The organism is Oceanobacillus sp. FSL W7-1309 (assembly GCF_038002145.1).
Taxonomy (GTDB): domain Bacteria; phylum Bacillota; class Bacilli; order Bacillales; family Amphibacillaceae; genus Oceanobacillus; species Oceanobacillus profundus.
This window is the reverse complement of the sequence record NZ_JBBOBX010000002.1, coordinates 953,863-980,779: the sequence shown is the minus strand read 5'-3', so window position 1 is coordinate 980,779 and position 26,917 is coordinate 953,863. Positions and strand designations below refer to the sequence as shown.

Sequence of the window (26,917 nt, the reverse complement as noted above, 5' to 3'; positions counted from 1 at the left end):
TTTGTCATATTATCGATCAGATTTAGGAAATAAACAATCGTATTTTATCCAGATCTTATTGCCTCAACCTTGGTAACGCATCTCACACCTAGTAACCGATCACAGAATATTAACATTCTGTTGCACATTCTCGAATTGCCAACCACATATTAGTGACAGTCCTGAAAACTTCTTGATTAGAAAGATTTTTTAGAAAACAGGAGTATATTTTAGAAAAGATGGGTATATGTATGCTGAAGGGAGTTATTATGCAGTAGGATCTGTAAATGTACATATACTGATGGATATCGTATTATAGCCAGTTCGTGTGCTATTTCAATTATTGCTATACTTTAATACATGGTAAAAGTGGAATGGTGGTGGCTGATACTATTTCAACTTACAGATCAGAGATGATAGCTGTTATTTAAATGAAAAAGGGGATGTGGAGAAAGGTGAAAAAACTGAAAATTGCGTTATTTTTGATGGTATCTATGATCTTACTAGCAGCTTGTGGAAATAGCGAATCTGCTAATGGAGATTCAAATGCAGCTGGTGATGGTGCTGCATATAATTTAGTTGAAGATGGCAAGTTAACATTTGCAGCTTCTGGTGAATTCAAACCATTTAGCTATATGGAAGGCAGTGATATGGTTGGTTATGATGTAGCTGTTGGAGAAGCGATCGCTGAAAAACTTGGCCTTGAGCCGAATCCGCAGCGGGCAAAATTTTCAGGCATTGTTACTGGAGTAACGGAAGGTCGTTATGATATCGCAGTTGCAAGTCATACAATAACAGAAGAACGTTTGCAGCAGGTAAATTTCTCTGAGCCTTATTACTATTCCGGACCGGTTATTTATACTAGGCCTGATAGTAATATACAGACAGAAGACGACTTAGAAGGAAAAGAGATTTCTGTGGCCAGAGGTACAACATATCTTGAAGTGGCAGAGCAATATACTTCAAGCATACCTCAAGTAGATAGCGATGTAGTTGCTCTTCAATCGTTAGCAAGTGGTCATCACGATGCCGTAATCACGGATGATGTGACAGGATTTACAGCCATTGATGCAGGATTAGAAATTGAAGGGAAATTTCAGCTTGATGTCGCCGAGCAAGCAGTAGCGGTAAAAAAGGATAACACTGCATTGCTTGAAGCTGTAAATGAGGCCCTTGAGGAGATGAGAGAAAGCGGCGAGCTTGCCGCCTTATCTGAAGAATGGATTGGCGGTGACATTACCGAAGAGCCTGAGATAGAAGAATAAAACATGTGAATGTGCGCATCCGAGCATGCGCACATTCTTATCTAAAGGGGAGTTGAAGCACTTGGAAGACATACTGCATTTTTTTGAAGTTTTCATTGGTAGTTATGATGTATTTCTCGATGGTTTATGGATTACGGTGAAGCTATCTGTTGTATCCTTATTAATTGCCATCGTTATTGGATTATTTGTAGCATTGCTTAAAATATCAAACATAAAAATTTTTGAATGGATTGCCGACGCTTACATATGGATTGTTCGTGGAACACCATTAATCGTACAAATTTTTATCCTATATTATGGTTTAACAGATATTTTATTAATTCCGATGTTCTGGGCTGGTGCTGCAGGATTAGCTTTTCATAGTGGAGCTTATATTGCGGAGATTATTCGCGGAGCCATCCAATCAATAGATAAAGGTCAGCGAGAAGCAGGTTTATCACTTGGGATGAATAAAGGTTTGACGATGAAACGAATTATTTTGCCCCAGGCATTCCGAAGAGCGGTTCCATCATTGGGAAATCAATTTATTATTGGAATTAAGGATTCATCCTTAGTTTCCTTTATTGGCATGCAAGATTTATTTGGTGTAGCAAGCACAATGGGCTCGAACACCTTTGACTATTTGCCTTACTACATGACGGTAGCCGTTTATTATTTACTAATCGTACTTGTATTGACGTTTATCGTGAATAAGATCGAAAAACGATTAGCAGTTAGTGATTAAGAAAGAGGGGAACCTAAATGAGTGAAGAAAGAGAAATGATTCGTGTAGAGCAGTTAAACAAGTCATTTGGTGAACTGCATGTTTTAAAGGATATCGATCTAACTGTAAAAGAAAGCGATGTTGTTGTATTAATTGGAGCTAGTGGTTCTGGTAAGAGTACGTTGCTGCGCTGCCTTAACTTTTTAGAAATAAAAAATAGCGGAAGTATTACTATTGATGGAGAACAAATTGAAAAAAAATCACATGACTTAAATAAAATCAGGCAAAAAGTTGGGATGGTATTCCAGCATTTTAATTTATTTCCTCATATGACAGTGCTTGAAAACGTAATTGAAGCACCGACACAAGTTAAAGGTGTGAAAAAAAGCGAAGCAATAAAAGAAGGAAAGATATTGCTTGATAAGGTCGGACTAGGAGATAAATATGATGTGTATCCATCTAAATTATCCGGTGGGCAAAAACAGCGTGTAGCCATTGCACGTGCGTTAGCGATGAATCCCGATGTGATGCTTTTTGATGAACCAACTTCAGCGCTTGACCCAGAGCTTGTCAATGAAGTGCTTGCAACGATGAAGGGATTGGCAGAAGAGGGCATGACGATGGTTGTGGTGACACATGAAATGGGGTTCGCTCGTGAAGTTGCGGATTGGTTGGTATATATGCATGAAGGAAGAATTGTAGAGTATGGTCATCCAGATGAAATTTTTAATAAGCCGAAAGAACAGCGAACTCGGGATTTTCTGAGTTCTGTATTGTAAAAAATCCCGGGGTCTCTTCAATCCCCGGGATTTTTTATTTACGTTTTAATAAGAAAAAGCCGATTATAATTAGGAGTACTGGCCAAAAGCGTTCCAATAAATCGATAACAGTATACAGCCAATCAAAATAGATTGGTAGATTGACAGAAAAAATTAAAAATACAGCTAGCGTGATAAGAATTAGACCAGTAAATAACCCTTTCTTTGTTTTAATAAATCGGACAAGAAAGGCAATCCCGACAATCAGTATGTAAACAGCCCAATGATCAATCCAAAAGGAATAGTGCTGGACACCATGTAAATGAATGCCAATTCCAAGTACAATTGTACCTGCCAGTAAATTTTGGTAATATTTTGAGCTGTATCCATGAATCAATAATGCAAGACCTATAATAATAAGTAAGGTTTGCCATGAATAAAAATTTGTTAAGATAGGTATTTTTAATTCGCGAAGCAGAAAATAAATCCCGATACCAATTAGTAAATAAGCAAGCAATGAATGTTGTTTTTTCACTTTCATAAAACCCCTCTACACCTGTGTTGAATTCTTGATTATCTGTGTGCAGTATGGTAAAGTACACACTAGTTATAATAATTATTATGTAGAAACTATTTTAATGCTATATTTTGAAAGAAACATTTCTTTAATACCTTTCTATACTAACATATTGTTTCCTTTTCTGTTCACAATTTCAGAAAATGGAAAAGGGAATGCATGTTATAATGGTAGGTGAGTTATTATATAGCATATACAATCGTTTATTAAGGAAATTCAACAAGTCCGGTAAAAATGACACATCGAATTTCTTCGTTGGCTTACTTTTCCGTTCCTCACGTATTAAGGGATATTCAATGAACTTCTGTTAAAACCGTCCACGTCCTGTGGACAACACAGAAGTCACCACATCCTGTGGAAGCCCGTTACGGGAAGCTACGCCGCTTCGAACTTCTCGGTCTTTTTTATCCTCCTTTTTGAACTAGGATTTAAACCGTGTAAATTATTTTGGGGGTAGACAAATTGCATATTTTAAAAGTTGGCTTCAATTATAAAACAGCCCCTGTAGAAGTTAGGGAAAAGCTTACATTTTCAGAGCAATCGCTTCACGAGGCGATGACTGAATTAAAAAAACGAAAAAGCATTCTGGAAAATGTGATCGTTTCGACATGTAACCGTACAGAAATATATGCGGTTGTTGATCAATTGCATACTGGCCGTTACTATATTAAACAATTTTTGGCTGATTGGTTCCATCTTGATAAGGAAGAATTCTCCTCCTATTTACGGATAACGGAAGATGATGGCGCCATGGAGCATCTTTTCCGTGTAACTACAGGTCTTGATTCGATGGTACTGGGAGAAACCCAAATTCTCGGTCAAGTGAAACAGGCATTTTTAACATCACAAGAAATGAAAGCAACTGGAACTGTATTTAATGAATTATTTAAACAGGCAATCACTTTTGGGAAACGCGCTCATAAAGAAACGGCAATCGGTGAACATGCAGTCTCCATTAGTTATGCTGCTGTCGAACTGGCTAAAAAAATATTTGGAGACTTACAAAATAAGCACGTAGCTATTCTTGGAGCCGGTAAAATGGGCGAACTTGCCGCTAAGAACCTGCAAGGGTCTGGAGCAACTAAAATAACTGTTATTAATCGTACATTAGCAAACGCTAAAGACTTAGCTGCGAAATTCCAAGCCAAAGCAGAGAGTATGGATAATTTATTACCTGTTATCCAAGAAGCGGATATTTTAATTAGTTCTACAGGGTCAGATTCAATCGTACTAACGAAAGACATGCTTGAACCAATTCAGAAAAAGCGTAAGGGAAAAGCTTTGTTCCTTGTGGACATTGCTGTACCTAGAGATATTGATCCAGACATTAGCAATTTAGACAATGTCTTTTTATATGACATTGATAATTTAAATCATATAGTGGATGAAAATTTAGAAACAAGAAAAGCAGCTGCAGAACAAATTGAAATTTTGATGGAAGAAGAAATCGTGCTGTTCAAGGAATGGCTGAAAACGCTTGGTGTTGTTCCGGTTATTTCGGCTCTACGTCAAAAGGCGCTATCTATTCAATCTGAAACAATGAAAAGTATCGAAAGAAAAATCCCGGATTTGACGGTGAGAGAAAAGAAAGTAATCAGCAAGCATACAAAAAGTATTATTAATCAGCTGCTGAAAGAACCTGTAACACAGGCGAAAGAGCTTGCAGGAACCGATAATGCCGATCAGTCCTTACAGTTATTCATCGATATTTTTGGTATTGAAGAAGAAGTAAAAGCAGAATTTGAAAAACAGGCAAAAAAAAATGAAACAATGGAGTTAATATCAAAAGAAGAGAAGTCCTCCTTTTCGGCTCAAAATAAGTTTACAACGGCGTAGAAAATCATAGCAATCGTTCTGGCGGTTGTATAGGGATTTTATGCTTCGTGGACGTTAATCCTTCAAAATTATAAACAATTCTATCTTCGCAGAAAGGATTATTACATGAGATGAAGTGGATCTACGAAATAATTTTGATTCTATTTAGCCTTAGTTTAATTGGTTTTTTTATCGATTTTATACATCACAACCGGAAAGCAAATAAAATTGCTTTCTGGTTGATTTGTATGGTTTGGTTATTGCAAACCGTTTTTTTCTTTTATGAAGTATTTGGTGAGAAAGGCTTTCCTGTTACGAATCTAGTGGATAGTCTATTTTTCTATTCTTGGGTATTGATTACACTATCCATAATCATCAATAAGCTTTTCAAAATCCGGTTTATTGTGTTTTTCATTCAAGTATTCGGCTTTTTTATATTATTATTATATTTTGCTGCGAGCACCACGCATAACCAATTGAATGACTCGATTCAATTTGTCCATGAAATATTAATTGCACATATTACGCTTGCAATTGTTTCCTATGGTTTCTTTACGGTTGCATTTTTACTCTCTATTATGTATTTAATTCAATATCGTTTCCTAAAAAGGAAAAAAGGGTTAAAATGGATGTGGCAATTAGGAGATTTGAAGCAATTGGATCGTTATAGTTTTATAGCCATCTCGATTGGGGTACCGCTATTATTAATTGCGATTATTTTAGGGGTAGTTTGGGCTTATTTTTCTGCCTCTGAATTTTATTGGTTTGACATGAAAACAATTGGCTCACTGCTTGTTCTAATTGTGTATGTCGGATATTTGGTTTTGCGCCTCGTTGTAGGATATGTTGGAAAGCCGTTAGCAACCTACAATACTGGAGCATTTTTAATATTGTTAGTGAATTTCTTTCTATTCAGCACGTTATCGAATTTTCACTTTTAAAGAACAAGTATGTTAAGGAGGTACACAACGAATGCGGAAAATTATCGTTGGTTCAAGAAAAAGTAATTTAGCTTTAACACAGACAAAATGGGTGATTGATCAGTTGAAGGCAGCTGGTGTTAAAAATGAATTTGAAATCAAGGAAATTGTTACAAAAGGTGATCGAATTTTGGATGTAACATTATCCAAAGTAGGTGGAAAGGGTCTTTTTGTCAAAGAGATTGAGCAAGCTATGTATGATAAAGAAATTGATTTAGCAGTACATAGCATGAAGGACATGCCATCAGAGTTACCGGAAGGCTTAATGATTTCATCAATCCCGATAAGAGAAGATCATCGAGATGCTTTTATTTCTAAAAACAATGTGAAGCTAACTGATCTACCAAAAGGCGCCATAATAGGTACAAGTAGCTTACGTCGCTCAGCCCAAATTCTTGCAGAGCGTCCAGATATTTCGATCAAGTGGATCCGCGGAAATATTGAAACGAGACTTCGCAAACTGAACGAAGAAGACTATGACGCGATTATTCTTGCTGTATCTGGATTGAAACGTGTTGGTTTAAGTGAAGAGTTGATTACAGAATACCTTGATCCGGAAATCGTTGTTCCAGCTGTTGGACAAGGGGCGCTCGCAATTGAAAGTCGAGCAGATGACGAAGAGATTCAGGGAATCCTGCAAGCTATTAATGATGATTTGACAACGAGAACGGTTACTGCTGAACGAACGTTTCTACATTTACTCGAGGGTGGCTGTCAAGTGCCTATTGGAGGCTATGCCTACCTGGAAGAAGATGAAGTCATATTAACAGCACTCGTAGGAACACCAGACGGTAAAACGATTTTAAAAGAAACGGTGCGAGGAACAGATCCGAAAGCTGTTGGAAAAGAAGCTGCGGAGGCTTTAATCAGCCAGGGTGCTAAGGAAATTGTAAATCGCGTAAAAGAGGAGCTCGACAAGTAATGGAGCAAACCTTACATGAAAGCAAAATTCTAATAACGAGAGAAGCAAGCCAAGCAAAAGAATTCTCGAAAAAGGTACGAGAGCTTGGTGGTATACCGATTGAGGTTCCTTTGCTTGCGATTTCATGTAAAGATACAGAAGCATCCCAGCACATCTTTTCCAAAATGGGTGAATTCAAGTGGATTTTTTTTACAAGTGCAAATGGGGTCCATTGTTTTTTTACCCTTGCGAAGAAATATAATATGAAACAGCTTCAAGGGCAACGATTAGCTGCTGTTGGTCATAAGACAGATTTAGCACTTAAAAAATATGGCTATCAAGCGGAGTTTATTCCGACAACATATCATGCTGAGGCAATGGCAGAGGAGTTTCTGCAGCAGTTCCCTAAGGCGGGGAAAATTTTGCTGGTTCGAGGGAATCTTTCGCGTGATACGCTTCCAGTGGAATTTACAAAGCACAACGTGCCACATGTTTTGTTGGAGGTTTATGAAACAGGATATAATTATGCAATGAAAGGTCGATTAAACGAACTGTTAACGGAAGACTTGATCGATTTTATTACTTTTACAAGTCCTTCAACAGTTGAGGCGTTTGTCAAAATGGTTGATACGATTCCAAAGAAAAACTATATTTGTATTGGAACAACAACCGAGCAGCGTGCGACTGAACTCGGAATCCAATCTATCACACCGCCTAAGGAATTTACAATTGAAGCGATGCTGGAAACGATATGTAACTACATAAAGAAAGGATAGATTACGATGTCACAATCAATCAATTTTAAACGTCATCGACGGTTACGCTCTTCAAATGCGATGCGTTCGATGGTGCGCGAACACCATCTGAGAACAGAGGATTTTATTTACCCGATTTTTGTTATTGAAGGTGAAAATATTAAGAGCGAAGTTCCTTCCATGCCTGGAGTTTATCAGCTTTCTTTTGATTTGCTGCTTGATGAGGTAAAAGAAGTTTTTGAACTCGGTATACGTTCAGTAATATTCTTTGGCGTAGTATCAGAGAAGGATGAGATAGGAACGGGAGCTTTTGCTGAAGATGGTATCATTCAACAGGCAACAAGACTAGTTAAAAAGGAATTTCCAGAATTGCTTGTTGTTGCAGATACATGTCTTTGTGAATATACTTCACATGGTCATTGTGGCGTTATCCATAATCATGACGTCGACAACGATGAATCCTTGCAGCTTTTAGCAAAAACAGCTGTCTCACAGGCAGAAGCGGGAGCCGATATTATCGCACCTTCTAATATGATGGATGGATTTGTAGCTGTTATTCGACAGGCGCTTGATGAAGCGGGTTATTCACACATTCCGATTATGTCCTATGCTGTCAAATATGCTTCAGCTTACTATGGTCCTTTCCGTGATGCGGCAGACAGCACACCACAATTTGGTGATCGCAAAACATATCAAATGGATCCAGCAAATCGACTGGAAGCCCTTCGAGAAGCGGAATCAGATGTCGCGGAAGGTGCGGATTTCTTAATTGTAAAACCAGCTATGTCATACCTGGATATTGTGCGCGAAGTACGTGACAATTTTAATTTGCCAGTAGTTGCTTACAATGTCAGTGGTGAATATTCCATGGTCAAAGCTGCAGCTCAGAATGGCTGGATTGATGAGAAAGCATTAGTAATGGAGAAGCTAACATCCATGAAGCGTGCCGGAGCAGATTTAATTATTACCTATTTTGCAAAAGATGTTGCGAAATGGCTTAAAGAAGATAACTAGAGGAGGCGGACTAAAGTGGTAAGATATAATCAATCTGTAGATGCGTACAAAGAAGCAGTTGATCTAATGCCGGGCGGGGTGAACTCTCCTGTACGTGCATTTAAGTCTGTTGGCATGTCACCAGTATTCATGGAGTCTGGTAAAGGATCTAAGATTTATGACATTGATGGCAATGAATATATTGATTATGTGTTAAGCTGGGGGCCATTAATTTTAGGCCATGCTCCCGACCATGTTGTAACAAAGCTAAAGGAAGTCGCTGAAAAAGGGACAAGCTTTGGTGCACCGACGCTGCTTGAAAACAAGCTAGCGAAATTAGTGATTGATCGTGTTCCTTCAATTGAAATGGTTCGAATGGTAAACTCAGGAACGGAAGCAACAATGAGTGCGATTCGTCTTGCTAGAGGGTATACTGGCAGAAATATTATTCTTAAATTTGAAGGGAACTACCATGGGCATGGAGATTCGTTATTAATTAAAGCTGGCTCAGGTGTTGCAACACTTGGATTACCAGATAGCCCGGGAGTTCCAGCGTCCATTGCTCAGAATACGATTACGGTTCCATATAACGATGTAGAAAGTGTTAAACTTGCCTTTGAAAAGTACGGGAAAGATATTGCAGCAGTTATCGTTGAACCAGTATCAGGGAATATGGGTGTTGTACCACCTAAAAATGATTTTCTGCAAAACTTGCGACAAATCACAGAGCAAAATGGTACACTCCTTATTTTTGATGAAGTCATGACTGGATTCCGTGTTGGTTACCACTGTGCACAAGGACACTTTGATGTTACGCCAGACCTGACTTGTCTTGGTAAGGTTATTGGTGGGGGATTACCTGTTGGAGCTTATGGTGGTAAACGCGAAATTATGGAAAGCATTGCTCCTGCAGGTTCCATTTACCAAGCAGGAACCTTGTCAGGAAATCCACTTGCAATGACAGCAGGTTATGAAACCTTATCTGCATTGACAGAGGAATCATATGAGGAAATAAGCAAGAAAATAGATCGACTTGTAGAAGGATTCAAGCAAGCTGCGGCGGAATATGATATTCCTTTACATGTTAATCGAGCAGGTTCAATGTTTGGTGTGTTTTTTACAAATAAAGAAGTCATCAACTTTGAAACAGCTCAGCAATCAAACTTGGATTACTTTGCCCAATATTATCGTGCCATGATGGAAGAGGGAATTTTCCTGCCGCCATCGCAATTTGAAGGATTATTCCTATCAACTGCGCATACCGATGAAGATATTGAAAAAACAATCCAAGCAATCCGAACAGCTTTTTCTAAAATTGAAAAGTAAAAACTCAATCGTGAAAACTCCCGGCTAGTGACATGCGGACTGGACGTGGCGTTCACATTGAGAAAAAATAAGCCATTCCAATGGGGACATCCTTATATTAGGATTGTTCCAGATTGGAATGGCTTTTTTCATGCATATCTCTGTAGGTGGATTCATATAGATTATAAAGACATATCGGCATATTGGTTATATGTTGGCAGAAAAGAAAGTATAAAACTTTCCTTTTTGCAAAAGTGCAGGCGAAGGCGTTCGCTCAAGGATATTAACGAATGCCAAGTTTTTTAAAGAGGAGGGAATTCATTTGGCAGGCGATTCCAAAGCATTCACTTTTGATCTAGAGGAATCACTCTATTTTGAAAAGGGACAGGAAGTTGCGGAGTTAAGAGGAATAGCATTAGAACCTGAAATATCTATCCAGCCCTATGAGGAATATATTTCGATTCGCGGGAATATTGAGCTTCAAGGAGAATACGAAAAAGTAGAGTCTGAGCAAGATGATCGCTCACTGGATTTTGAAGACTTTCAAGCGAAACGTTATGTAGAAAAGGTAATAGATGAGGAAGGATTAGCTGCATTTTCTCATCGGTTTCCGGTAGAAATTTCTGTCCCGCCTTATCGTGTAGCAGACTTGAATGAGGTTACGGTACATGTAGATTCTTTTGATTATGAAATACCAGAACCAAGTCACTTAAAGTTGTACGCAACCATTGAAATACACGGGATTAATAGTGAAGTAGAGCACCAGCGTCAAGAAACGAAGGAAGTTAAGGATACAGAAGAAAAAGAAGTAGATACAGTGGTGGAGGGTAATTCTGTCTCTGAATTAGACTCATTCGAATTTGAATTAAGAAAACCACAAGAAGAGGAACTAGCTCTTACCGATTTATCGGAGACAGAGCTTGATGCAGGACCATTAGATGAACAAAAAACTGTTGAAAAAGAAGAAATACAAACAAGAGAAGAGAAGGATTTCGTTCAAGTAGAAGAAACAGAGGAAGCAGCAGAAACAGTGGAGAATACCGGGGAGATTAGGTCAGAAGAAGCGGAACAAGAAGATCATGATCCAGACCGATGGAAAAAGAAATCACAAACATTAGCAGAATTTTTCAAACAATTGTCAGATGAAGAGGCGGAGACAACGGATTTAGAAGCAGAAGAGACAGAAGAGTTGGTCACTGAAGAGGATATTGTTGCAGCTGAAGTTAATGAAACAGATAATTATGAAGAGCGTGTACCAGAAGATGCAAGTTTATTATCGGATATTTTTAGAGAAGCAAAAGAAGAGCAGTTTACGAAAATGAGACTTTGTATTGTACAAAATCAAGACACAATAGAAACAATTGCTGAACGATTTTCCGTAAGCCCACTCCAATTGATAAAACAAAACCAGCTTGAGGATGACTTTGAGGTCCATGAGGGACAGTTGTTGTATATACCTGTCAATTAATAATCGAAAATGCCCCCTGACACTTACGAAACAAGGGGGTATCTCCTTTAGTAGGTGGTGATAAATGATGGAAGTAGTGAAAGACATACTGCAGGCTTATCGAATCTTTCCAACTGAAATCGAAAAGGTTACCGATCGTCTCTATCACATTAAAGACAGTCGTCGTGACTATGCCTTAAAGAAAAGTACATTGAAGCAAGAGGATATTGCTGCATGGGAACATGTTTATTATGTAGCAAATGAGAAAAATCTGTCAGAAATTGTGCCCGTTTATCTAACAAAAGATGGCAAGCTATATGAAGATGTAGATGGTTTCGTTTACTACCTTAGCCCTTGGCTGCTTTTTGCGCCTCGTTCAAGCAGTGAAACATCGATTGAGCGAACGATGGGACTATTAGCACATATCCATGACAGAACACAGCAAAGTCAACGGATTTCAAAATCCAGCTTAAATAAAAACTTTCATACATACCAAACGTTCTGTGAGCAGCTTCCAAATGAATTATATTCCTATGTGCTTCGCTTTGAACAACAAGCCTACATGTCTCCGTTTGAATTGCAGGTTTGCACGCATTATCGAGATATAGAAACTGCATTAAACCGGATAAATGGAGAGGTAAGTGAATTTCTTGATCAGTCAGAAGAAGAAATAACATGGAATCTTTCCCTTTGCCATGGAAATCTCGCGCTTGATCATGTTTTGAACAACCATATTATTAATTGGGAGCAAGCGCGTTATGATCATGTCGCAGTGGATTTAACAAACTACTTCCATCAGTTAACCGGTGAATACGATCAACCAAATGAGTTAATAATGGAAGGTTTCAAAGTATATAAACGAAAGTATGATCTTGAAATGTTTGATATGAAATTACTATCCATTTATTTACTTAATCCAGCTGATTATATGACGATCATCCGAGATTATGTGAAAAGTACAAAAGAAAAACCACTGACTTATCAAGTCAGTGCATTACAGAAACAATATCGCAAGCTTATTTTTGCATTAAAATGGACAGATTTTATAAAAGAAGAATATGAAACAATAAATTTTGATGATCTGTCAAATTAAATCCATTCCAAATAAAAAGCGATTAATAGTCCAATTAATACACCTAATAAAAGCACATCAAAAGTCGTTGGGATTAACAACGTGCGGATTAACTGGAATATCGTGATCGGTAAAAGAATTCTCTCGAAGACAAAAAGGCATTGTCTTGCCCATGGTGGAAGTTTGTAACGATAAAATCTTGCCACAGGTAGCACCTCTTTCCTTTCTAAGCACATTTACGCTCTTTTTCTATACTATGTATGAATACACCAAATTGGTGCGGATAACAATAATAATAGTTGACGATACTCTAAGTAAGCTATAAAATAATATATATAATTATGTGAAATTATAACGTAAACGCGATGATAGGGAAGAGTACAAAATAAACGCCTTTAGAGAGGGAAATCATGAGCTGAAAATTTCCTAGGTAGATTGTTTTGGAAGGTCGCCCTTGATGCAGTTTCTTTGAAATTAAAATTTAAAGTAGAAGAAGCCGGTATTGACCGTTATCAATCAATGAAGTGTACAAACAATTTTGGTTTGTAAACAAAGGTGGTACCACGGAATCTAACCCTTTTCGTCCTTTATTTTTAAGGATGAAAAGGGTTTTTTGATTTTTAGTGACTGTTAAAAATAGGAGGTAAAGCAATGAGCACAAATGAACAAACGTCCCTTCCGTCGAAATACAATCCGGAGGAAGTGGAAAAAGGTCGTTATCAATTTTGGTTAGAAGGGAAATATTTTGAAGCTACTGGTGATCCAGATAAGGAGCCATTCTCGATTGTTATTCCGCCACCAAACGTTACAGGTAAGCTGCATTTAGGTCATGCATGGGATACAACAATGCAGGATACTATTTCTCGCATGAAGCGTATGCAGGGCTATGATGTATTATGGTTACCCGGTATGGACCATGCTGGAATCGCAACACAGGCGAAGGTAGAAGCGAAATTAAAGGAGCAAGGAACAAATCGTTATGAATTAGGACGTGAGAAATTCCTGGAAAAATCTTGGGAGTGGAAAGAAGAATATGCAGACTTTATCCGTTCTCAATGGGAAAAGCTAGGTCTAGGACTGGACTATTCACGTGAGCGTTTTACGCTGGATGAAGGTTTGTCTGATGCGGTAAAGGAAGTATTCATTAAACTATATGAAAAGGGTCTTATTTATCGTGGAGAATACATTATTAACTGGGATCCGCAAACAAAAACTGCCCTATCCGATATTGAAGTAATTTATGAAGAGGTCCAAGGTAAGTTTTATCATATGCGTTATCCAATTAAAGATAGTGATGAAACAATTGAAATTGCGACAACACGTCCAGAAACAATGCTTGGTGACACCGCAGTTGCTGTACATCCGAAAGATGAGCGTTATAAGCATTTAATCGGCAAAAAAGTAGTGTTGCCAATAGTTGGTCGTGAAATTGAAATTGTTGCAGACGATTATGTAGATATGGAATTTGGCTCAGGAGCGGTTAAAATTACACCGGCCCATGACCCGAATGACTTTGAAATTGGTAACCGTCATAATCTAGAACGCGTTCTCGTTATGCATGAAGATGGCTCCATGAATGAGAACGCCGGTAAATATCAAGGGTTGGATCGTTTTGAATGCCGTAAGCAAATAGTGAAAGATTTGCAGGAACAGGGCGTTCTATTTGAAATTGAGGACCATATCCATCAAGTTGGACACTCGGAGCGCAGTGGTGCAGTTGTTGAGCCATACTTGTCAACACAATGGTTCGTTAAAATGGAACCATTGGCTAAAGAGGCGCTGGATTTACAACATGAAGAAGGTAAAGTTAATTTTGTACCAGAACGCTTTGAGCGTACGTACTTTAACTGGATGGAAAATATCCGTGATTGGTGTATTTCTCGTCAGCTTTGGTGGGGACATCGCATTCCAGCTTGGTACCATAAAGAAACAAAAGAAATATATGTTGGAAAAGAAGCACCGGCTGACATCGAAAATTGGGAGCAGGACGAAGATGTACTGGATACATGGTTCTCCTCTGCATTATGGCCATTTTCAACGATGGGCTGGCCGAATGAAGAATCTGCAGAGTTTAAACGCTACTTCCCAACCGATGTACTTGTAACAGGTTATGACATTATCTTTTTCTGGGTAGCGCGGATGATTTTCCAATCGAAGGAATTTACTGGTGAAAAACCGTTCAAGGATGTACTTATTCATGGATTAATCCGCGATGCAGAAGGTCGGAAAATGAGTAAGTCACTAGGAAATGGTGTTGACCCGATGGATGTTATTGAGAAATATGGTGCCGATTCATTACGTTATTTCTTGTTAACTGGATCAACACCTGGTCAAGATTTACGCTTCCATTGGGAAAAAGTGGAGTCAACGTGGAACTTTGCGAATAAAGTATGGAATGCATCTCGCTTCTCCTTAATGAACATGGAAGGCTTCACCTATGAAGATATTGATTTAACTGGAGAGCTAACACTAGCAGATAAATGGATTTTAACGCGTTTAAATGAAACGATTGATCATGTGACGAAAAACACAGCGAAATATGAGTTTGGTGAAGCTGGTCGTCATTTATATAACTTTATTTGGGATGAGCTTTGTGATTGGTATATTGAAATGGCAAAACTTCCATTATATGGTGACGATGAAGCGAAGAAAAACACAACCAGATCTGTACTTGCACACGTTCTTGATCAGACAATGCGGATGCTGCACCCATATATGCCATTTATTACAGAAGAAATCTGGCAGCAGCTTCCACATCAAGGGGACTCAATTACGATAGCAAATTGGCCAGTAGTTGAAGAGAAGTATCATGATGAAACAGCAGCTGCTGAAATGAAACGGCTCGTAGCAATCATAAAATCGGTTCGTAATAGCCGTGCAGAGGTAGATACACCGATGTCGAAGCAAATTCAAATGCTAATCCAAGCTGAAAATGAAGCCGTAATGCAAGAATTAGAAGGAAATCGTGGTTATTTAGAGCGTTTTTGTAACCCAAGCGAACTAACAATTTCTGTTAACCTTGATGTTCCAGAAAAAGCGATGGCTTCTGTCGTAACTGGCGCTGAAATATTCCTTCCTTTAGAAGGGCTGATTGATTTCGATAAGGAAATTGAACGGTTAGAGAAAGAGCTTACAAAATGGACGAAAGAAGTGGAGCGGGTTCAGAAGAAGCTTTCCAATCAAGGATTCGTTAGCAAAGCACCAGCCGCAGTTGTGGAGGAAGAAAAGCAAAAAGAAGCAGATTATCTTGATAAACAAGCAAAAGTGAAAGCAAGACTTGAGGAGTTAAAGGGTTAAATCAAACTAATGCAAAAATCGGAAGTCCAATTTGAGGACTTTCGATTTTTATCTAATGCGCTGTTTTATATGACCAACATATGTCTCAAGGATATTTATATCACTACACGCACTTAATGTTCTCGAGCCGACAACATCCTCAATCTCGTTGAACAGAAGCTTACCATCATGTCCAATTAAAAAGTCTATCCCAACCATACCGAAGTCAAAGTGATCGATAATTTTATGGATCAGTTTTCCCTCCGAGTCATTTAGTGAATAGAGTCTCGCGTCTCCACCTAATGTAAAATTGGCTCGAAAATCGGTCGTGCTTTCGCGTAATACTGCACCAATAATTTCTTTCCCAACGACAAACACACGAAGATCTTTCCCCATCTGAACGGCTGTTGGTTGCATGATAATGTTGCCCTGGATTGACTTTCTGCATGTCAGCCAATCCTGCTTGTTCGTTATATAAAAAACCTGCTTGCCGCCTCTGCCACTCACTTCTTTCACAATAAATGGATAGTCAAGTGACGGAATGTCCTGCATTAACTCTTTTTTACTGTATATCGTATCAACCATCGGTAATCCAAGCTGATTGATATGATGATGCGTAAGCGCCTTATCATTACAGATCGTAGCTACGGTAGAGGAATTAAAAACGGTAACACCCTTTGTCTCCAAATGAAGGTTCAATAAAGGCTCGATTGTCCTAACGATAGCGAAATCCGGCAGCTGTACGGGCTCGTTATGAATAAGCGCTTGCTGTTTATTTTGCATGATTCCGATTGTCAGATCTTCTCGGTGAACAAGCTGTAACGACAATTCTTGTAAACTTGCTTCCTCGATAAACCACTCAATAAATGCTTTGTTTCGGATGGCATCTTCTTCCTGATAAATGAGCCAACCAGTTTTCATGATAATACCCCCAAAATATGTTCCATGATGTAGTCGGCTGCATTAATACCAGTACAGTCTAGTAAGTTTCGGATATGTGCATTCGAGTTAATTTCACAAACAAGCCGTTTATCATCTGGACCAATTAATAAATCGACTCCTGCAAAATCTGCATTAATTGCTTTCGTTGCGGCAACGGCTAGCACTGCTTCTTCCTTCGTAGGCGTATACATGCTCATTGCCCCTCCAGATGTCACATTCGCGCGAAAATCATTTATATTAACTCGCTCCATCGCTGCAACAACTTGGTTGCCAACGACTTGTAGGCGTAAATCCTTTCCGTAACTGGAGGGAATAAATTGTTGGAATAAATAAGGTTTGCCTTGGATGGCATCGATTTTAGTAATAATCTCTTCTAGACTATGTAATAAATAGACCTGTTCTCCAAAGGACCCAAAGGCTTCTTTAATAATTAACGGTAGACCTAATTGTTCGATAGCTTTCTCGACTAATTTATGATCAATGTTTCCGGTTGTGAAGATTTTCGGTGCAACAATTGTTTTAGGCATCGGGATGTTGTGAGTTGCCATGTATTGATAGGAAGCGATTTTATCATCGCTAATTTCAATTGCTTTTGAGCTGTTAAAAACTGTTATCCCTAGTAATTCAAGCTGTCTTGCCAAATAAATATCTTTATCAGCAAAAACGACAAAATCTGGAAGCTCTGCTTTATCTAGTTGAACAATTCCAAGCTGATCTGTAGCTAATAGACTGAGTAATGCATTGTTTTTTAAAATTTTCATGTCAATGCCTTGTTTTGTTGCAGACTCTTGAATCATTTCCGCATAATCAAGAAATTTATTTCCTGGCAGGTTTCCATTGTAAATAATCCATCCATTTGGTTTCATTTGATTCTATCCTTTCTGCTATAATAACGTTACTTCTTATCGAAAGTGGTGTAATTATGTTTACGACATTTCCAGAAATTGAAGATTTTTTCAATAGCCGAAAAGCTTTTGGTATTAAGCCTGGCATAGATCGAATTCATCGGCTGCTTGCATTATTAGATCATCCAGAAAAGAGCGCGCCTGCTATTCATGTGGCGGGCACAAACGGGAAAGGCTCGACAATTCAATTTATAAAAAATGCTTTACAAGCAAATGGTTACAAGGTAGGTGTTTTTACATCACCAAGCTTAACTGGATTAACTGGGCATATGAAGCTAAATGATTCTGAAATAACGGAGCAGCTATTTGTTGATCTATGTAATGAACTGTATCCTCATGTAATTCAGCTTGACCAAGAAAATGATCCTCCCACGGAATTTGAAATGATTACCGCGCTGGCTTTTCTTTATTTTTCAGAACGCGTTGATATTGCTCTGATTGAGGCAGGGATGGGCGGAAGAGAGGATACAACAAACTGTTTCCAACCAATCCTGTCCATTATAACAAATGTTGCAAAAGACCATACAGCTTTTCTGGGGAATTCTATTTCTGAAATTGCCTATCAAAAAGCAGGAATCATTAAAACGGGTGCTCCTGTTGTTGTTGGCCATTTAGAAACGGAAGCATTTACAGTGATTAAAGCGGAAGCTGAGAAACATTATACACCTGTCTATCAATTGGGGAAAGATGTTATTTATAATCACAATCAAGGTCAAAGCATGACATGGTATAGTAAAGAGAGAACGGTACATTTAAAGCTGCTGATGTATGGTGACTACCAGTTCCAAAATGCGGCGCTTGCTCTAATGGCACTCGAAAAGCTCAATGATGCTGGTTATCAAATTTCCTTTTCTAAAGCATCACCAGCAATAGAACAAACTAGGCTAGCGGGAAGATTTGAGATCGTAAATAAGAACCCGCTAATAATTCTTGATGGCGCCCATAATCCTGCTGGAGTTGCTGCGTTTATAAAAACCGTTAATGAACACTTTGCGGAAAAGGATAAGCAATTATTAGTTGCTGTATTTAAAGATAAAGAGCTTGATGCCATGCTTGAGCAACTGAGTACTTCGTTTACGTCAATTACGCTAACGACCTTTCAGCATCCACGTGCAGCAAAGGCAGTGGACCTATATCGCTTAGCCCCTGCAAAACAAAAGCGCATTGCTGCTGATTGGAAACAGGAAGTAAATCAAATACTACAAGGCAAGGGTAACGGCGTGTGGTTTATTACAGGTTCTCTCAACTTTATTTCGCTTGTTAGAGAATATATTTTTTCGAGAAATTAAACAAAGGAAAAAGCCAAATTATGTTGAACGATTTTTTAATTGATTGTCATTTTTCGTCTTACTTTTTAAAAATCCTGTGCTAGAGTTATAGAAACAATCCATAACCGGTCACAGGAGGGGAAATTGTGGGAAAACATAAGGCAATTCTTGTAGAAAAAAATGGTGATCAGCTTAAATACAAGCTGCATGATAAAAAACACTCTTCTACAACAACTAAACAAACAGCAGCTTCCGTCGAAGATTCTGATAAATCAATTCCTGTATTAACCGGGTCTAGTAAATCAAAAAATGCTTTTAGTAAAAAGAGACCTGGGAACTTTCACACATTTAAACCACTAATAGTTGCAATTATATCTGCACTTATTATAGGGTCTGCACTTGGATTCTTCTTGCTTCGCTTATTTGTTGATGTAGAAGGACAAATAGCAGGCGAAGCGACAGACCATGTACCTAGTGCAGCATTAGCTGAAAATAACGCTCCTGCTGCGGAATCTACCGATGTCCAACTGGACTCGTTACAAGCGCATGTTTTACAGGCTGGTATTTTTTCGGAAGAAGCCAATGCAGTTGAATGGGCGGACAGCTATCTAGCAAAAGGGGTTCCAACCATGATTTGGGAGAAGGATGATCAGTATTTTCTTCTAGCTGGAATTGCGGCTACAAAGGAAGAGGCGGCACAGCTGGCAGATAGTTTGAAGGCAAAGGGTTCAATTGAAATCTATGTGAAGGAATGGAGTACATCAACTGGAGAAGTTCGACTAACAGAAAGTGAACAAGAGTGGATTCTTAAATTTCAGGAGGTTTGGAATAACGCTTTAGCTGGTTGGACTGGAGAACAAACCTTGTCAGCAGAGACCTGGAATGAACTAGCTGGTACTGCCCCTGAGAACTCTGAAACGTTAACACCGCTATTGTCGGCTATTAAAGACCCAGATGAACAAGCAACACAACTGTTGCAGATGATGTATTATTATGAACAACTTAAACAATAATCTGAAGTCAAAAAACAGGTGAAAAATTACCTGTTTTTTATTTTTTTAATCGTATTCACTAGTGAAAGAATTGTTTTCTATTTGGGAAAATAAGATTTTGTAGGCTGCTTTCCTTATTAAAATAGATTTTTAGTAAGTTGTTGGCTTGTCTAGAAGAAGATATGATAATCCTAATCATAAAGAGAGGAGGAGCCATATTGAATATGCAAGAAATTATGATAAAAGATGTACCAAAAGAAGAACGACCACGGGAACGATTGCTAAGTCATGGAGCTGAGCCACTATCCAATCAAGAATTACTATCTATTCTTATTGGCAGCGGCACGAGAGATGAATCCGTCATGTCAGTTGCCAATCGTGTACTTATGCATTTTGAAGGGTTAAAGCTATTAAGAGGAGCTACGATTGAGGAACTAACTTCAATTAAAGGTATTGGTACAGCGAAGGGATTACTGATTTTATCAGCAATCGAACTTGGTAGACGAATGCATGCATATAAGTCAATTGATAAATATGTTATTCGTTCACCAGAGGACGGTGCAGATTACATTATGGAGGAAATGCGGAGTTTAAATCAAGAGCACTTCGTAGCCTTATTTTTGAATACAAAAAATCAAATTATTCACAGGCAAACAATTTTTATAGGGAGTCTGAATGCAGCAATTGTACATCCCCGTGAGATCTATCGAGAAGCTGTTAAACGATCAGCCGCATCAATTATCGTTGCCCATAATCACCCTAGTGGAGACCCCGAACCATCTCAAGAAGACATTCATGTAACAAGACGATTAGTTGAATCAGGAAAAATGATTGGAATCGATCTTTTGGATCATTTAATTATTGGAGATCGAAAATTTGTATCATTAAAAGAAAAAGGCTACTTATAACACTATCTATTTTGTGGATTTTTTCGTATAATTATAGAAGGATTTACTAGCAGCGCCATTTTTCAAGATTAGAATGAAAGTGGCGCTTCTTATGATTACGAGATGAGTGCAAGGTATGTCAGTTTTTTAATGTGGATTGGATGATAGGTTGCAACGGATAAGATGAATCGATATAGTTAGACTACATATGTAAAGCGAAAGGTGATTCGGAGAGGAAGATTTTATTGGGCATTTTTAGTTTTTCACAGGACTTTGGAATCGATTTGGGTACAGCTAATACATTGGTTTATGTAAAAGGAAAAGGTATTGTTGTGCGTGAGCCGTCAGTTGTTGCTCGTAATACAGAAACTGGCCAGATCGAAGCAGTAGGCAGTGCAGCAAAGAACATGATTGGAAGAACACCTGGCAATATTTCTGTTATACGCCCGATGAAGGATGGTGTTATTGCAGATTACGATACGACAGCAGCGATGATGAAATATTATATTAAAAAGGCAATGAAAAATCGTTCCATGTTTGCAAAAAAGCCGAATGTTATGATTTGTGTACCATCCGGTATTACGATGGTTGAAGAGCGTGCAGTTATTGATGCTACAAAACAGGCGGGGGCAAGAGACGCTTTTCCAATCTCAGAACCGTTTGCGGCAGCGATTGGAGCAGGGTTGCCGGTTTGGGAACCGACTGGGAGTATGATAGTTGATATTGGTGGGGGTACAGCAGAAGTAGCTGTCATCTCACTAGGTGGAATTGTAACGAGTCAATCAATTCGTATTGCAGGTGACAATATGGACGAGTCCATTATAAGTCACATACGTAAAAAATATAGCTTGCTTATTGGTGAGCGTTCCGCAGAATCGATTAAGATGGATATTGGGATGGCTCGTAAAGCAGATCCCGATGTTGAAATGGATATTCGTGGGCGGGATTTATTGACAGGTTTACCGAAAACCGTTACGGTAACAGCGGAAGAAATTTCCCTCGCTTTGGATGATACAGTTGATGCCATTGTTGATGCAGTAAAAGTTACACTGGAACGAACACCACCTGAACTTGCAGCTGATGTAATGGATCGTGGCATTGTCCTATCTGGTGGAGGAGCATTACTCAAAAATTTAGATCAAGTAATAAGTGACGAGACGAAAATCCCTGTTTTTGTTACAGAGGAACCTTTGGAAAGTGTGGCAATTGGTACGGGCAAATCACTGGACTATATTCAGCAGTTCCGCTCTAGCCCAAATGTCTCATCTCGTCCTTTAAATTAATAAGTAGGTGTCTTAGGTGCAATTTTTTCGTAATAAACGACTTTTTATTCTATTAATTGGTTTTATAGTTTTGGTAGCTTTGATAGGCTATTCACTAAATAATCGGGAAAATTTAAGTACTCCCGTAAAATTTATTAATGATGCGGTTGGGTGGACACAGGAAGTGATTCATACTCCAGTCAAATTCATTACGAATATTGTTTCAAATATTAATGATTTTAAAAACACATATGAAGAAAATCAATTATTGAAAGAACAGCTGTCACAATATCAAACATTGACTTATGAAGTTCAAGAAATCAAAAAGGAAAATGAAGAGCTCATGGCTTTATTGGAAATTGAGGACTCAGCTAGAGATTATAATCCGATTCAAGCAACGGTTATCTCTAGGTCTCCTGAACGTTGGGTTGAGCAGGTGACAATCAATAAAGGTAGACAGGACGGTGTAGCCAATAATATGGTTGTTATCACCGCAGAAGGTATGGTAGGCAAAATTCAAAGTGCTTCCGAATTTACTTCAACAGTGCAGCTTTTAACTGGATTTGATCAGTTTAATCGTATTTCTGCAACAATCTCTAGAGGTGACGATGAGAAAAATATCTTTGGAATGATTGAAGGATTTGAAGAAGAAACAAATTCATTGCTGTTCCGGATCATTGAAGAGTCAGACAAAAATTTAGAAGAAGGAGAACTTGTTGTTTCTTCTGAGCTAGGCGGAGAATTTCCTGCTGGGCTTCCTATTGGGAAGGTCAAGGAAGTTGTATCTGATCAATATGGATTAACCCGTATTGCGATGGTTGAGCCAGCTGCTGATTTATACGAATTAGGTCACGTCATCGTTGTTGACCGTGCTTTGGAGTCAGCAGAGGGAAGCAATGATGAGGAGGAAGTTGAGTGATGAAACGACTATACATTCCTCTCATACTTTTTCTGTTAACTATTTTAGAGGGTGTTGCACTAGATCTCTTGCCATCTGAACTTATAATGAGCGATATGCTTATGGTACCGCATTGGGTTTTTGCGTTTCTAGTATATATGGCAGTTTTCTATGACAATGATAATACGTATCATTCTGTCGTCTATGCATTACTTTTTGGATTATTAATTGATATTGTATATACGGGAATACTCGGTATTTACATGTTTACGTATGCATTAATAATTTATATAATTCATGGCCTTAAGAAAATGCTCCAGGGGAATTTTTATGTTTTATTGTTACTCGGAGCCGTTGGATTTATTCTAGTAGATCTTTCTATTTATGTTATTTACATGGTTGTAGGATTAACAGATATGGTCTGGGAGAACTATTTAACAGGACGTCTTCTGCCAACAGGCGCTTCAAATTTAGTGTTTTTACTAATTGTTTATCCTTTCATAGCAAAACGGCTTGCTAGATGGGGAAGAGAACAGTTAACTGGAAGTAGCACACTGTGAGTGAAAAAACTTACCTGTGTGTTTACATATGAAACTACCGCAGGCTATTTTGTAACGAGGTGAACTTGCTGTGCTTGACAAGAAGCAAATAATATTAATTAAAGGTACGAGAGAAGGATTGAGTTTATTTATAGATGAATCAGCATCCTTCCATGATGTCATAAAAGAACTAAAAGATAAGATTATGGCAAGCAAGCCAAAGGAAAATGAACCAATTGTTTCTGTAAAGGTTAAATTAGGCAATCGACTTTTAAATGAGGAACAAGAAATAGCATTAAGAAACATTATAAGTGTTGATAATCGTTTTGAAATTACTGCGATTGAATCTGATTTAATAAGTAGAGAAGATGCTTTAAAATGGCGGGAAGAAAGTGAAATAAAAGCCATTAATCGAATTGTAAGATCTGGTCAAATATTGGAAGTTGAGGGAGACCTCCTATTAGTTGGAGATGTCAATCCTGGTGGAAAGGTAATTTCTACAGGTAATATATATATTATGGGCAATTTATATGGAATTGCTCATGCTGGTGTAATGGGAGACCGGGAAGCTTTCATAACGGCTTCTTATATGAAGCCGACACAACTTCGGATCGCTGATTATATAAGTCGAGCCCCTGATTATGAATCGGATGGTGTGTACATGGAGTGTGGAATTATCGATGAAGAACAAGATAAGATCATCATTGATTCGTTAAAGGTTCTTTCCCGTAAGCGTAAGGAAATAAGCGGATTTGAAAGGAGAATAAATAATGGGTGAGGCAATCGTTATTACATCTGGGAAAGGTGGTGTCGGTAAGACAACGACATCAGCTAATATCGGAACCGCTTTGGCACTAATGGAAAAAAAAGTTTGTTTAATAGATACAGATATTGGTTTAAGAAATTTAGATGTCATTATGGGGCTGGAAAACCGAATTATTTATGATATCGTTGATGTAATTGAAGGGCGTTGTAAGCTTAAACAAGCATTGATTAAGGACAAGCGATTTGATTATCTATCATTATTGCCTGCAGCACAAACAAGTGATAAAACGGCTGTTACTACAAGCGGAATGAAAGAAATCGTAGCTGAACTGAAGCAAGAATATGATTATATCATTATCGATTGCCCTGCTGGAATTGAGCAAGGATTTCAAAATGCTGTTTCAGGCGCGGATCGAGCAATCGTTGTAACAACTCCTGAGAAATCTAGTGTACGTGATGCCGATCGAATCGTCGGATTACTAGAAAAAGAGGATATGAGTGAATCGCCCCGTTTAATTATTAATCGAATTCGAAACCATATGATGAAGAACGGGGATATGATTGATATTGAAGATATCGTACAATTGCTATCCATTGATTTGATTGGTGTGGTTATTGATGATGATGAAGTGATAAAAGCATCAAACAAGGGAGAACCAATTGCAATGAACCCTAATTCAAAGGCGTCTATTGCCTATCGTAACATTGCTAGAAGAATACTTGGTGAGACAGTACCTTTACAATCTCTCGAGGATGAAAAAGGTGTGTTTCAGCGTTTTAAAAAGTTCTTCGGCATGCGTGCATAAATGAACCATCAGCATAAAATGAAGCAAATTATTATACCTAATTGACGAAATGTGAAATAAAAGCTGGAATGAAAACATTAATTTTCATTCCAGCTTTTTTGTTCATACTGCATTCCTAATGTACATATACATGTACAAATGACTTTGAAGGAATGTGAGGAAAATGGACAAAGATAAAGATATCAAAAAGGTTCGCAAGGCGATTGAACAACGAAAAAAAATGCGAGGACTTCCTTCTGGAGGAACAACAAAGCAATTACTTCCATCCATTCCAGGAGAGGAAGAAAAGCATGGTTACTACTCGATGTTCACTCATCATGAAGAAGTGTCTAGTCGTAATAATCGTGTTGTGACGAGTATGGCAATGAAGGGAATATTATCAGCCATGCTTTTCTTTGGAACAGCCTTGCTGTGGCAGACTGATACAACATTACTGGAGAAGCCTAGAGAATGGACAAGCCAAGTTATGAAGAATGAATTTCCTTTTGCAAAGGTAAATGTATGGTACAAAGAAACGTTTGGAAGACCTTTATCTCTTTCACCACAACCAGTTTTAGAAACGAATGAAGACCAGTCAATGGCGCTCCCTGTAAATGGTAACATTACGGAAACATTTCAAACAAATGGGACAGGAATTATGATCACCCCTGAAGAAACAACCAATGTAACTTCCATTCAGGAAGGTGTTGTTATTTTTGCAGGGAATGACAGAGAAACCAATAAAACGATAACAATACAGCATGCGGATGGAACTGTGACCAACTATGGAAATCTTAGTTCTATTGATGTACATCTCTATCAATTTATTGCAGGTAATCAACAAATAGGGAGCTTTACTCCGGAAGCAGACAATGAGACGGTGTTTTTCTCCATTGAAAAAAATAACGATTATGTCGATCCAGTCCAGGTGATTCAGGTTGATGAGCTTCCTTAACTATCTCCCGAAAATTCATATCCATCCGATCTTATTTATATTTATTGTCATTTCTTTTTTGACAGGTACATTTCTGGAATTATTTATTATCTTTGCTTTAGTATTGTTCCATGAGCTTGGACATTATATTGCAGCAAGGATGATGAAGTGGCGAATCAGATATATTGTACTTTGGGCATTCGGAGGGGTTATGGACACGGAAGAGCATGGAAATAAAACGATGAGGGAGGAGGCGTTTGTAACACTTGCTGGTCCTTATCAACATCTTGTCGTTTATTTTCTCTGCTTTCTTGTCGAGACCTTTCAGCTTATGCCGGCATCAATACTAGAATTGATATTATACTACAATACAATACTCCTTCTTTTTAATTTAATACCAGTATGGCCATTGGACGGAGGGAAACTGCTTTTACTTGCTGTTTCATATTTTTTTCCTTACAAAAAAGCGTACCAATTTACGCTCATATTTTCAATGGTCTTTATTACAATAGTACTTATACTTCAACTTTTATTTTTCCCATTTACGTTAAGTGTATTTTTTATATGGGTCTTTCTTTTTATGGAAAATAGAAGTGATTGGAAGCAGCGTTCGTATGTCTTTATGCGCTTTTTATTAAGGCGGTATGAAGGTGATGCAGCAGTTAAAGGAGTTCTCCCGCTTACAGTTCCTTCTGACATCTCCTTTCTTGACTTATTCTCACGTTTTAGAAGGGAAAAGAAACATCCGATTTATATTGTGTACGCTGAAAATAATCGAAAATCTGTTGATGAATCAGATTGTTTGCAAAGCTATTTTTATGAAAGAGAATATAACCAATCCATTGGAGATGCATTTTTATATAAATAATTGTTCTGAAACAGAAGACTCCTTGCTTTGGAGTCTTTTTATGATG

26 protein-coding genes and 1 other annotated feature are annotated in these 26,917 nt (G+C 38.2%); of the genes, 22 read left to right on the top strand and 4 right to left on the bottom strand.

Features of this window, described 5'->3' with window-relative positions; translation table 11 throughout:
* The first annotated feature begins 434 nt into the window (after positions 1-434).
* From NST46_RS17595 to NST46_RS17585, 3 genes are all read left to right on the top strand, one after another.
* Positions 435-1,244, top strand: a complete 810-nt coding sequence (locus NST46_RS17595; RefSeq protein ID WP_187393139.1) for a transporter substrate-binding domain-containing protein — start codon at positions 435-437, stop codon at positions 1,242-1,244.
* A gap of 61 nt (positions 1,245-1,305) precedes the next feature.
* Positions 1,306-1,968, top strand: a complete 663-nt coding sequence (locus tag NST46_RS17590) for an amino acid ABC transporter permease (protein ID WP_303447376.1) — start codon at positions 1,306-1,308, stop codon at positions 1,966-1,968.
* A 17-nt stretch (positions 1,969-1,985) separates the two neighbouring features.
* Positions 1,986-2,726 carry an amino acid ABC transporter ATP-binding protein gene (locus NST46_RS17585; RefSeq protein ID WP_303447375.1) on the top strand — a complete coding sequence of 247 codons (741 nt, stop codon included), beginning with the start codon at positions 1,986-1,988 and terminating at the stop codon, positions 2,724-2,726.
* 34 nt (positions 2,727-2,760) lie between these two features.
* Here the strand turns inward: NST46_RS17585 and NST46_RS17580 are convergent, their stop codons facing one another.
* Positions 2,761-3,246: a LiaI-LiaF-like domain-containing protein gene (locus NST46_RS17580; RefSeq protein WP_285844516.1), complete on the bottom strand. Its 486-nt coding sequence runs from the start codon at positions 3,244-3,246 to the stop codon at positions 2,761-2,763.
* Positions 3,247-3,744: 498 nt separating this feature from the next.
* On the opposite strand from NST46_RS17580, the gene hemA reads away from it, so the two are divergent.
* The 8 genes from hemA to NST46_RS17540 all read left to right on the top strand — a co-directional run bounded on the left by hemA (position 3,745) and on the right by NST46_RS17540 (position 12,571).
* Positions 3,745-5,118 (top strand): glutamyl-tRNA reductase, encoded by a 1,374-nt coding sequence (hemA, locus tag NST46_RS17575; protein ID WP_303447374.1) that lies wholly within the window; start codon positions 3,745-3,747, stop codon positions 5,116-5,118.
* Positions 5,119-5,228: 110 nt separating this feature from the next.
* Positions 5,229-6,038, top strand: a complete 810-nt coding sequence (locus NST46_RS17570) for a cytochrome c biogenesis protein (protein ID WP_303447372.1) — start codon at positions 5,229-5,231, stop codon at positions 6,036-6,038.
* A gap of 31 nt (positions 6,039-6,069) precedes the next feature.
* Complete coding sequence (gene hemC, locus NST46_RS17565; protein ID WP_095307203.1) at positions 6,070-6,999, top strand: hydroxymethylbilane synthase; 930 nt, start codon at positions 6,070-6,072, stop codon at positions 6,997-6,999.
* Positions 6,999-7,754 (top strand): uroporphyrinogen-III synthase, encoded by a 756-nt coding sequence (locus NST46_RS17560; RefSeq protein WP_303447370.1) that lies wholly within the window; start codon positions 6,999-7,001, stop codon positions 7,752-7,754. The genes hemC and NST46_RS17560 overlap by 1 nt, the downstream gene beginning before the upstream one ends.
* Positions 7,755-7,760: 6 nt before the next feature.
* Positions 7,761-8,747, top strand: coding sequence for a porphobilinogen synthase (gene hemB / locus NST46_RS17555; protein ID WP_095307201.1), 987 nt, complete (start codon positions 7,761-7,763; stop codon positions 8,745-8,747).
* Positions 8,748-8,762: 15 nt separating this feature from the next.
* Positions 8,763-10,052 carry a glutamate-1-semialdehyde 2,1-aminomutase gene (hemL, locus tag NST46_RS17550; protein ID WP_341137524.1) on the top strand — a complete coding sequence of 430 codons (1,290 nt, stop codon included), beginning with the start codon at positions 8,763-8,765 and terminating at the stop codon, positions 10,050-10,052.
* A 301-nt stretch (positions 10,053-10,353) separates the two neighbouring features.
* On the top strand, positions 10,354-11,499 hold the full coding sequence (gene spoVID, locus NST46_RS17545; RefSeq protein WP_341137523.1) for a stage VI sporulation protein D: 1,146 nt from the start codon (positions 10,354-10,356) through the stop codon (positions 11,497-11,499).
* A gap of 64 nt (positions 11,500-11,563) precedes the next feature.
* Positions 11,564-12,571: a phosphotransferase gene (locus tag NST46_RS17540; protein ID WP_118889082.1), complete on the top strand. Its 1,008-nt coding sequence runs from the start codon at positions 11,564-11,566 to the stop codon at positions 12,569-12,571.
* Here the strand turns inward: NST46_RS17540 and NST46_RS17535 are convergent.
* Positions 12,568-12,786: a hypothetical protein gene (locus tag NST46_RS17535; RefSeq protein WP_251659056.1), complete on the bottom strand. Its 219-nt coding sequence runs from the start codon at positions 12,784-12,786 to the stop codon at positions 12,568-12,570. The genes NST46_RS17540 and NST46_RS17535 overlap by 4 nt on opposite strands.
* A 120-nt stretch (positions 12,787-12,906) precedes the next feature.
* Positions 12,907-13,141 (top strand) — a binding site (T-box leader).
* Positions 13,142-13,201: 60 nt separating this feature from the next.
* Between NST46_RS17535 and NST46_RS17530 the strand changes: the two genes are divergently transcribed.
* The gene (locus NST46_RS17530; protein WP_118889083.1) at positions 13,202-15,847 is read left to right on the top strand and encodes a valine--tRNA ligase; all 2,646 of its coding nucleotides are present in this window, start codon (positions 13,202-13,204) and stop codon (positions 15,845-15,847) included.
* Between the two features lie 48 nt (positions 15,848-15,895).
* Here the strand turns inward: NST46_RS17530 and NST46_RS17525 are convergent, their stop codons facing one another.
* Positions 15,896-16,747, bottom strand: coding sequence for an ATP-grasp domain-containing protein (locus NST46_RS17525; RefSeq protein WP_340001862.1), 852 nt, complete (start codon positions 16,745-16,747; stop codon positions 15,896-15,898).
* Entirely contained in the window at positions 16,744-17,634 is an 891-nt protein-coding gene (locus NST46_RS17520; RefSeq protein ID WP_303447363.1) for an ATP-grasp domain-containing protein, read from the bottom strand. The genes NST46_RS17525 and NST46_RS17520 overlap by 4 nt, the downstream gene beginning before the upstream one ends.
* A gap of 56 nt (positions 17,635-17,690) precedes the next feature.
* On the opposite strand from NST46_RS17520, the gene NST46_RS17515 reads away from it, so the two are divergent.
* From NST46_RS17515 to NST46_RS17470, 10 genes are all read left to right on the top strand, one after another.
* A complete protein-coding gene (locus tag NST46_RS17515; protein WP_341137522.1) occupies positions 17,691-18,962 on the top strand; it encodes a bifunctional folylpolyglutamate synthase/dihydrofolate synthase in 1,272 nt (423 codons plus the stop codon).
* Between the two features lie 125 nt (positions 18,963-19,087).
* Positions 19,088-19,954: an SPOR domain-containing protein gene (locus tag NST46_RS17510; RefSeq protein ID WP_095307190.1), complete on the top strand. Its 867-nt coding sequence runs from the start codon at positions 19,088-19,090 to the stop codon at positions 19,952-19,954.
* Positions 19,955-20,157: 203 nt separating this feature from the next.
* Complete coding sequence (gene radC / locus NST46_RS17505) at positions 20,158-20,841, top strand: RadC family protein (protein WP_095307212.1); 684 nt, start codon at positions 20,158-20,160, stop codon at positions 20,839-20,841.
* 224 nt (positions 20,842-21,065) lie between these two features.
* Entirely contained in the window at positions 21,066-22,103 is a 1,038-nt protein-coding gene (locus NST46_RS17500; RefSeq protein WP_095307189.1) for a rod shape-determining protein, read from the top strand.
* Positions 22,104-22,119: 16 nt separating this feature from the next.
* Complete coding sequence (gene mreC, locus NST46_RS17495; protein WP_118889088.1) at positions 22,120-23,001, top strand: rod shape-determining protein MreC; 882 nt, start codon at positions 22,120-22,122, stop codon at positions 22,999-23,001.
* Complete coding sequence (mreD, locus tag NST46_RS17490) at positions 23,001-23,540, top strand: rod shape-determining protein MreD (protein WP_187393142.1); 540 nt, start codon at positions 23,001-23,003, stop codon at positions 23,538-23,540. The genes mreC and mreD overlap by 1 nt, the downstream gene beginning before the upstream one ends.
* 70 nt (positions 23,541-23,610) lie before the next feature.
* A complete protein-coding gene (gene minC / locus NST46_RS17485) occupies positions 23,611-24,297 on the top strand; it encodes a septum site-determining protein MinC (RefSeq protein ID WP_341137521.1) in 687 nt (228 codons plus the stop codon).
* On the top strand, positions 24,290-25,090 hold the full coding sequence (minD, locus tag NST46_RS17480; protein ID WP_095307184.1) for a septum site-determining protein MinD: 801 nt from the start codon (positions 24,290-24,292) through the stop codon (positions 25,088-25,090). Before minC ends, minD begins: the two co-directional genes overlap by 8 nt.
* A gap of 163 nt (positions 25,091-25,253) precedes the next feature.
* On the top strand, positions 25,254-26,024 hold the full coding sequence (locus NST46_RS17475) for a M23 family metallopeptidase (RefSeq protein ID WP_095307183.1): 771 nt from the start codon (positions 25,254-25,256) through the stop codon (positions 26,022-26,024).
* Complete coding sequence (locus NST46_RS17470; RefSeq protein WP_095307181.1) at positions 26,011-26,871, top strand: M50 family metallopeptidase; 861 nt, start codon at positions 26,011-26,013, stop codon at positions 26,869-26,871. Before NST46_RS17475 ends, NST46_RS17470 begins: the two co-directional genes overlap by 14 nt.
* Positions 26,872-26,917: the final 46 nt, after the last annotated feature.

Excerpts from the sequence above, each read along its gene's own strand:
- NST46_RS17585 (WP_303447375.1), top strand. The coding sequence starts at position 1,986 with ATGAGTGAAGAAAGAGAAATGATTCGTGTAGAGCAGTTAAACAAGTCA.
- NST46_RS17580 (WP_285844516.1), bottom strand. The coding sequence starts at position 3,246 with ATGAAAGTGAAAAAACAACATTCATTGCTTGCTTATTTACTAATTGGT.
- NST46_RS17570 (WP_303447372.1), top strand. The coding sequence starts at position 5,229 with ATGAAGTGGATCTACGAAATAATTTTGATTCTATTTAGCCTTAGTTTA.
- hemC (WP_095307203.1), top strand. The coding sequence starts at position 6,070 with ATGCGGAAAATTATCGTTGGTTCAAGAAAAAGTAATTTAGCTTTAACA.
- NST46_RS17560 (WP_303447370.1), top strand. The coding sequence starts at position 6,999 with ATGGAGCAAACCTTACATGAAAGCAAAATTCTAATAACGAGAGAAGCA.
- hemB (WP_095307201.1), top strand. The coding sequence starts at position 7,761 with ATGTCACAATCAATCAATTTTAAACGTCATCGACGGTTACGCTCTTCA.
- NST46_RS17540 (WP_118889082.1), top strand. The coding sequence starts at position 11,564 with ATGATGGAAGTAGTGAAAGACATACTGCAGGCTTATCGAATCTTTCCA.
- NST46_RS17535 (WP_251659056.1), bottom strand. The coding sequence starts at position 12,786 with ATGTGCTTAGAAAGGAAAGAGGTGCTACCTGTGGCAAGATTTTATCGT.
- NST46_RS17530 (WP_118889083.1), top strand. The coding sequence starts at position 13,202 with ATGAGCACAAATGAACAAACGTCCCTTCCGTCGAAATACAATCCGGAG.
- NST46_RS17525 (WP_340001862.1), bottom strand. The coding sequence starts at position 16,747 with ATGAAAACTGGTTGGCTCATTTATCAGGAAGAAGATGCCATCCGAAAC.
- NST46_RS17520 (WP_303447363.1), bottom strand. The coding sequence starts at position 17,634 with ATGAAACCAAATGGATGGATTATTTACAATGGAAACCTGCCAGGAAAT.
- NST46_RS17515 (WP_341137522.1), top strand. The coding sequence starts at position 17,691 with ATGTTTACGACATTTCCAGAAATTGAAGATTTTTTCAATAGCCGAAAA.
- radC (WP_095307212.1), top strand. The coding sequence starts at position 20,158 with ATGCAAGAAATTATGATAAAAGATGTACCAAAAGAAGAACGACCACGG.
- mreD (WP_187393142.1), top strand. The coding sequence starts at position 23,001 with ATGAAACGACTATACATTCCTCTCATACTTTTTCTGTTAACTATTTTA.
- minD (WP_095307184.1), top strand. The coding sequence starts at position 24,290 with ATGGGTGAGGCAATCGTTATTACATCTGGGAAAGGTGGTGTCGGTAAG.
- NST46_RS17475 (WP_095307183.1), top strand. The coding sequence starts at position 25,254 with ATGGACAAAGATAAAGATATCAAAAAGGTTCGCAAGGCGATTGAACAA.
- NST46_RS17470 (WP_095307181.1), top strand. The coding sequence starts at position 26,011 with ATGAGCTTCCTTAACTATCTCCCGAAAATTCATATCCATCCGATCTTA.